At 65.2% G+C, this 6,750-nt stretch carries 4 protein-coding genes; 3 read left to right on the top strand and 1 reads right to left on the bottom strand.

What is annotated here, in order from left to right:
• From FHS94_RS18980 to FHS94_RS18970, 3 genes are all read left to right on the top strand, one after another.
• A partial coding sequence (locus FHS94_RS18980) for an alpha-hydroxy-acid oxidizing protein (RefSeq protein ID WP_184060861.1) occupies positions 1-519 on the top strand: 519 nt, incomplete at its 5' end.
• Positions 520-678: 159 nt separating this feature from the next.
• Positions 679-3,891, top strand: coding sequence for a TonB-dependent receptor domain-containing protein (locus FHS94_RS18975; protein ID WP_246349112.1), 3,213 nt, complete (start codon positions 679-681; stop codon positions 3,889-3,891).
• Between the two features lie 60 nt (positions 3,892-3,951).
• The gene (locus tag FHS94_RS18970) at positions 3,952-5,526 is read left to right on the top strand and encodes a rhamnogalacturonidase (protein WP_184060859.1); all 1,575 of its coding nucleotides are present in this window, start codon (positions 3,952-3,954) and stop codon (positions 5,524-5,526) included.
• Here FHS94_RS18970 and FHS94_RS18965 read toward each other — a convergent pair.
• Positions 5,523-6,656: an endo-1,4-beta-xylanase gene (locus tag FHS94_RS18965; protein WP_184060857.1), complete on the bottom strand. Its 1,134-nt coding sequence runs from the start codon at positions 6,654-6,656 to the stop codon at positions 5,523-5,525. The genes FHS94_RS18970 and FHS94_RS18965 overlap by 4 nt on opposite strands.
• Positions 6,657-6,750: the final 94 nt, after the last annotated feature.

Genomic DNA, 6,750 nt, shown 5'->3' with positions numbered 1-6,750 from the left:
GTCGCCCCCGTGCTCGGCAACAACAGCGGGCTGGAGGATTTCTTCGCCTGGATGCGCAACAACTTCGACCCCACGGTTACCTGGCGGGACCTGGAAGCGGTGCGCGCCGACTGGACGGGGCCGTTGATCCTGAAGGGCGTGCTCGACGTGGAGGACGCGCGCGAGGCTGCTGCGCTGGGCGCCGACGGTCTGGTGGTGTCGAACCATGGTGGGCGCCAGCTCGACGGCGTCCCCTCCACCGCCCGGGCGCTTCCCGCCATTGCCGAAGCCGTGGGGGACCGGCTGACGGTGCTGGCCGATGGCGGCGTACGCACCGGCCTGGACGTGGTGCGGATGCTCGCGCTCGGCGCCAAGGGCGTGCTGCTCGGCCGTGCCTGGGCCTATGCCCTGGCCGCCGGGGGCGAGGCAGGGGTCCGGCGCATGCTGGAGCTGGTCGAAGCGGAGATGCGCGTCGCCATGGCGCTGACCGGCTGCACCAACGTCAGCGCGATCAAACCGGACATCCTCGTCCGGTCGTGAAGCCCATTGACGAGCAACGTTCCAACTTGTAAAAGCCAGTCCCACAATATGAGACTCTGATTGCTGAGTGGGTAAGCAGGGTCGAAGGCGGATCAACCGCCGGGGATCAACGACGACCGCGTGCCTCAGGGCTGTGGATCGCCGACAAGGGAGGATTGCATGAAGGACCGTGTTCACCGTCGTCGCGTCGCATTCCTGGGCGGCACAATGTTGGCAGCCCTGGCTGCGGGCCCGCTTGCCGCGCAGACCGCTCCCCTCCCGACCGCCGGCGCTCCTTCCGCCAGCGCCGACCAGACCCCTCCGGCGGGCACTCAGCAACAACTGCCGTCCGCCACGCCATCCAATCCCGGCGATCAACCCGATGGTGTCGTTGACGCGACCGGTGCCGCCGTCGGTCAAACCGGCACGGTGAACGATCAGGCGTCGACCCCAGACGTCGTGGTCACCGGCTCTCGCATCGCTCGCACCGGCTTCGACGCCTCGACCCCCGTCAACGTCGTGAACCAGGAGGATATCAAGCTTTCCGGCAACGTGAACGTGGAGCGCACGCTCGCGCAGCTGCCCCAGGCGGTCGGCTCCCAGCTGGGTAGCGCCACATCTAACACCGTTCCCGGCGGCTTTGCGGACGTCAATCTCCGTGGCTTTGGCGCAAATCGCAACCTGGTGCTCGTCAACGGCCGCCGCTTCGCCATCTACGGCCCCGAGCAGGTTACCGACCTGAACACGATCCCGTCCACCCTGGTCGCGCGCACGGAAATCGTGACGGGTGGCTCATCAGCGGTGTACGGTTCCGATGCGATTACCGGCGTCGTGAACTTCATCATCCGCGACGATTTCGAGGGTGTCGAGGGCCGCGCTCAGCTAAACATGGACCGGCCGACGGGTACCCCGGTCTATAATTTCGACCTGACGGTGGGCGGCAACTTCGCCGACAACCGGGGTAACGTGGTCGTGTCGGGCAACTACCTGAAGCGCGGCGCGATCACGCGCGGCGATCGCGGTAGCTTCGCCTTCCTGTCACTGAACGACGGCTGCGTCGCGCCGGGAACGGGTAGCGCTACGAGTGCAGGCACGCCGTTCACCCCGCCCGCCGGACAGGGCTGCGTCGCGGGTGGTGGCGAACCAGGCTTCGTGGCCGGCGGCAGCGGCGATATTCCCAATGGCCGCTTTTCGGGCATTCCGTCCTTTGGTGGAGCCAACGCTGCCCTGAACGCGGCTTACACGGCGGCGGGGCTTGGCGGACTCGGCTCGCGCGGCTTTACTTTCAACGGCGCAGGCAACGCAGCACGCCCTGCTCTGACGCCTCAGGACGATTTCAACCTGGGTCCCGGCAATTACCTGATCCAGCCGCAAGAGCGTTGGATGATAAACACCTTCGGCCACTACGACTTCAACGATCACATCACTGGCTACACAGAGCTGCACTTCAGCAACAATGTGGTGGACGCTCGACTGGCCCCGACCAACGTCGGCGCGCCGACGCTGTTCAACGTCAACAACCCGTATCTGACGCCAGAGCTTCAGGGCGTCTTGCGTCAGCTCGACCTGGCCGAAACCGGCCGCGCTATGGTAACGGCAGGAACCGCGAGCTACACCAACGCGCCAGCTGACGGGTTGGCACTGCTGACTGCGGGTCGGCGCTATGTCGAGGTCGGCCCGCGCCTCGCCACCGAACGCCGCAACGTGTTCCGGGGCGCGTTCGGCTTCCGCGGCGACCTGGGCCAGGTGTCGGACAATTTTCTTACCGACCTGAAATACGACATCTACTACACCTATGCGCGCAGCGAAGACACGTTGCTGCTGCGCAACGCCCTGTCACGCAGCCGCGTGCAGGCGTCGTTGCTGTCGGTCAACGGCGCGGCGCCGGTGTGCAACATCTTCGGCGCGAACATCACCGACGCCTGTGCTTCCGCCATCCGGATCAGCGCCACCAACTCGACCATCGCTACCCAACAGGTCGCGCAGGGATCCATCACCGGCAACCTGTTCAAGCTGCCTGCCGGCCCGGTCGGCTTCTCCTATGGCTATGAATGGCGCAAGACGAGCGCGCGCTTCACGCCGGACTCGTTCCTCGCATCCGGCGACGTTGTCGGCTTCAATCCCGGCCTGCCCACCGCTGGCGACGTATCGGTCAAGGAGGTGTTCGGCGAGATCCGCGTTCCCCTGATCCACGACACGCCATTTATCGAAAGCCTCGTCGCGAACGGGGCGTTCCGCTATTCCAAGTACGATCTGTCGGGCGTGGGCGGGGTCTGGACCTATCTTGGCGGCGCGGACTGGCGGGTCAGCCGCGACCTCGCCTTCCGCGGCCAGTACCAGCGCGCGATCCGGGCGCCCAACGTATCGGAGCTCTACGGCGGCACGAGCCGCGTGGTCGGCGTCACCAATGATCCATGCTCCAACCGTGGGCCCGCATCGCAGCAGACCGACGTCGCGCGCCAGCTCTGCATCGCGACCGGCGTGCCCGCGTCACAGGTGTTCGGCGCCAGTGTTCAGCCCAACAACATCTTCCCGGCTGACTTCGGCGGCAATCCGAACCTGAGCGAGGAAAGCTCGGACACCTACACTCTGGGCGCGGTGATCACCCCGCGTTTCGCACCGCGGTTGTACCTCAGCGTCGACTATTTCAACATCAGCCTGGAGGGCGCCGTTGCAGCCCTGGGTGGCGGTGCGCAGAACACGCTCAACCTTTGCTATAATGTCATCCAGGACATCAACAGCGAGTTCTGCCAGGCCGTGCGGCGTAATCCGTCCACGGGTGAGATCAACGACCCGTTCGCGCTTCAGGTCCGCAACGCCAACACGGGCCGCCTGAAGACGTCTGGCATCGATTTTGCGGCTCGCTATCGCGTGAACCTCGGCTTCGGCCTTCCGGGCCTCGCCGAGAACAGCACGCTCGACCTCGGCTCCAATTTCACCTGGCTGGACGAGTTCACGTCGACGCCGGTGGCGGCTTTCCCGAACATCCAGAACAAGTGCGCGGGCTCGTTCGGTCCGACCTGCGGCCAGCCATTGCCGGTCTGGCGGGGTACCTCGCGCGCCACCTGGAACATCGGCGACCTCAGCCTTTCCCTGCGCCATCGCTATATCGGCCCGGTCACGACCGACCGGTACATCATCCCCGCGCGCCAGGGATCGGCCGCCACGCCAGCCCTGTCGAGCATCGCTTATCCCAAGCTCGGCGACCGGAACTATTTCGACCTGTCTTTCAGCCTCGACATCCTGAAGAACGCGCAGCTGTTCGGCGGCGCCAACAACATCTTCAACAAGAACCCGCCGATCACGACCCAAGGTCCGAACGCCAACACCTTCTCCGCTACCTATGACGTGATCGGGACGGAGTTCTTCCTCGGCGCGACCGTTAAGTTCTGAGCCCCCCCTTACGGGGCCGTGCCGTCCGGTGCGGTCCCGCCTTTTTCCTGAAGGACATCCATGTTGCTTGATCGCCGTTCGCTGCTCGTCGGGGCGCCGGCGGCGCTTGTGGGACTGGCAGGAGTGCACCCCTCCGCTGCTTTGGCTCTTGGCAGTCGAGCGGTCGTGGACGTTCGCCACTTCGGGGCGAAAGGCAACGGAACGCATATCGACTCGCCTGCCATCGACCGCGCGATTCGTCACGTCGCAAAGCGTGGAGGTGGGACCGTCTGGTTCCCGGCCGGCACCTATGCCTGCTACACCATACACCTGGAAAGTCGCGTCACGCTGCACCTAGGCAATGGCGCGACGATCCTGGCAGCCCCTCCGCCGACGGACGGCCGTGGTGGCTACGATCTGGCCGAACCCAATCCCTTCGACATGTTTCAGGACTTCGGCCACAGCCATTGGCACAACAGCCTGATCCTGGGCGACGGGCTGCACGACATCGCGATCGAAGGGCAGGGCCTGATCTGGGGCCGCGGTCTTGGCCGTGGTGACGGCAAGGACGATTGGCTGAAAGATCCGAGCGGTCCCGGCACCGGCAACAAGGCGATTGCACTCAAGAACTGCCGCAACGTGACCATCCGCGATGTCCGCATGCTGGAAGGCGGCTGGTTCGCGATCCTTGCGACCGGGGTCGATAATCTGACGATCGACAATGTTCTGTGCGATACCAACCGCGACGGCTTCGACATAGACTGCTGCCGCAACGTGCGCGTGAGCAACTGCACGGTGAACGCGCCCTATGACGACGCGATCTGCCCCAAGAGCAGCTATGCGCTGGGTGAGGCACGCGTGACGGAGAACGTCGCCATTTCCAATTGCCTCGTTGCTGGCAACTATCAGGTGGGCTCGGTACTCGACGGCAGCTGGAGGCCAATGCCGCCGGAGTTTGCGCCGCTGATCCACGGGCGGATCAAGTTCGGGACGGAAACGAACGGTGGCTTTCGCAACATCGCGGTTACCAATTGCATCTTCCAGGACAGCCGCGGGCTAGCGTTCCAGACCGTAGACGGCGGCGTGGTGGAGGACGTGGTCGTGAGCAACATCACCATGCGGGGTGTGATCAACGCGCCGATATTCTTGCGGCTTGGACGGCGGATGCGCGGACCCGCTGGCCGGGCAGTCGGCTCCATGAAACGAATTTCGATCCGGAACGTGACCAGTTCGGGCGCGAACCAACTGCCTTCCGTGATCGCAGGGTTGGCGGATCACCCGATCGAGGACCTGACCCTGTCGGACATGTTCCTGCATCACGTGGGCGGAGCGCCCGCTGCAATGGCGGCGCTGCTTCCGCCGGAGAACGAATTGGCCTATCCGGAAGCACCCATGTTCGGTGACTTGCCGGCGACCGGCATCTTTGCGCGACATGTGCGCGGGTTGACGATCAGCAACGTGGAGGTCGCGTTGGCGCAGTCCGATCCCCGCGCTGCCTTCGTCTTGGCCGACGTCGCCGACGTGGACGTCGCGCGGGTTCGGGTTCCCGCCGGAGCGCCGGCCTTCCAGCTTCGCGATGTGCGCGCATTCCGCCACACCGGCAGCCGCGCCGTGCCGGACCGGGCGATCAACGACGTCGCGACGATGACCTTCTAAGCTCGCCGTGGCGGGCGCGGTGCGGCTGCCGTGAAGGCGGCCGCGATCGCCTCACGCATAGGCTTGGGCCGGAACTCCGCGTCAAAGGGCAGGGGGCGCTTCGGCAACTTGTCCGGGCGGGGTCGGAAGTCGTTTAGCCAGCTATATCTGTCGCTCAGGCCCCAGCACATCACGGTGCGGGTCTGCGGATATGACAGCATCAGGTCCAGATATGCCCGGGTATGGGCTGCCACCTGCGCATCCCTGGACCCAATCTCGGTCGGCAGCGGGTTGTCATGAACGTCCAGCTCGGTGACCAACAGGTCCAGCCCCATCCCCGTTACCTCGTCCAGAAAGCGCCGCCACGCGGCCTCGTCGATCTGGCCGAGGCCGGTCGGCGTGTCGGAGAACTTGCTGCCGAGGTGGCTCTGCACGCCCAACGCATCGACAGGGACACCACGCTTTTTCATGCCTTCCAGCAGGCGCAGAATGGCGGTGCGATGACGCTCGTTGTCGGCCGCCCAGCTCATGAAGTCGTTATATACCAGCTGCGCTTTCGTAGCGGCTATGCGCGCGGTCTGGAACGCGATGTCGATCGTCCGCTCCCCGCCGAGCGGCTTGGAGAGTGCTGTTTCGTTAATCAGCCCGGTATCCGGATTGATCGCCTCGTTCACCACGTCGAAGCTGTCGACGACCGATGCATAGCGAGAAGCTACCGTGCTGACATGCTGGGTCAGCAGCCGCTCCGCCTCGCTCCTGGGACGGGGGCCAAAGTCATGCGCCTTGAGCCAATCCGGCGTCCAGCGGTCGGCGTGCCAGAGTAGCGTGTGTCCGCGCACGCCAAGGCTGTTGGCGCGGCTCCAGGCGACGATCCGGTCCGCGGCGGTGAAGTCGAATCGCTTCGCATCGGGCCGTAGTGCAACCCACTTCATCTCCGTTTCCGGTACGATCAACGCGCATTCGCGCGCGTTCAGGGCGCGATATGCCGGATCCTCGAAGTTCCTGAGCCCGACCGTGCTGCCAAAGCGGATCCCCTTGGCTGCGCCTAAAGTTGCAAGCGAACTCGGCTGCTTCGGAGCGGCCCGAACCGCGCCGGCAGCTACACCCGCGCAGACACCGCCGAGCAGGACGTCCCGCCGGTTCACGCCCATCACTCCGCTGCCGCGGCGAGGGGTGCGGGGGGTGGCGTGACCTGGTCGAGGCGGTATGCCTGGCGCACGAGGTTGTAGGTGAGGTCGACCGCGA

This window comes from Sphingomonas aerophila, assembly GCF_014199305.1.
GTDB lineage: Bacteria > Pseudomonadota > Alphaproteobacteria > Sphingomonadales > Sphingomonadaceae > Sphingomonas > Sphingomonas aerophila.
Note: the sequence above shows the minus strand (reverse complement) of the source record. Positions and strands in the feature narration are given on the sequence as shown.